This window comes from Microtetraspora sp. AC03309, assembly GCF_020826795.1.
Lineage (GTDB): Bacteria > Actinomycetota > Actinomycetes > Streptosporangiales > Streptosporangiaceae > Microtetraspora > Microtetraspora glauca.
This window is the reverse complement of record NZ_JADDIL010000613.1, coordinates 1-393: the sequence shown is the minus strand read 5'-3', so window position 1 is coordinate 393 and position 393 is coordinate 1. Positions and strand designations below refer to the sequence as shown.

Here is a 393-nt window from a genome sequence, read left to right as displayed (position 1 = left end):
CGGCAAGACCATCGACGGCCTGGTCATCCTGCAGAGCTACCTGCACGACAACGAAGGCCCCGCCCTCTACGTCGCCCCAAACAAGTACCTGGCCGCCCAGGTCCGCGAGGAAGCCCGCCGAATCGGCATCGTCACCACAGACGACGTCGACAGCGCCCAATACCGCGCCGGCGAAGCCATCGGCGTCGTCAACATCTGGAAGCTGTTCAACGGCCGCTCAGTGTTCCGCGAGGACCGCTACCCGTCCAAGCCGGTCCCGATCGGCTCAGTAGTCATCGACGACGCCCACGCAGCCCTCGACACCGCCCGCTCGAGTTTGTCGATCACCATCAACCGCGACATCGGCACCAACAAGACCGCGGAAGGCAAACTCTTCTCCGACCTGCTCAACCT

The 393-nt window shown here is 64.1% G+C and carries 1 protein-coding gene; it reads left to right on the top strand.

The genetic code is table 11. The annotated features are described in order from the left end of the window. Positions 1–393, top strand: a 393-nt coding sequence (locus IMZ11_RS44610; RefSeq protein ID WP_228649856.1) for a hypothetical protein, incomplete at both ends; no start/stop codon positions are given.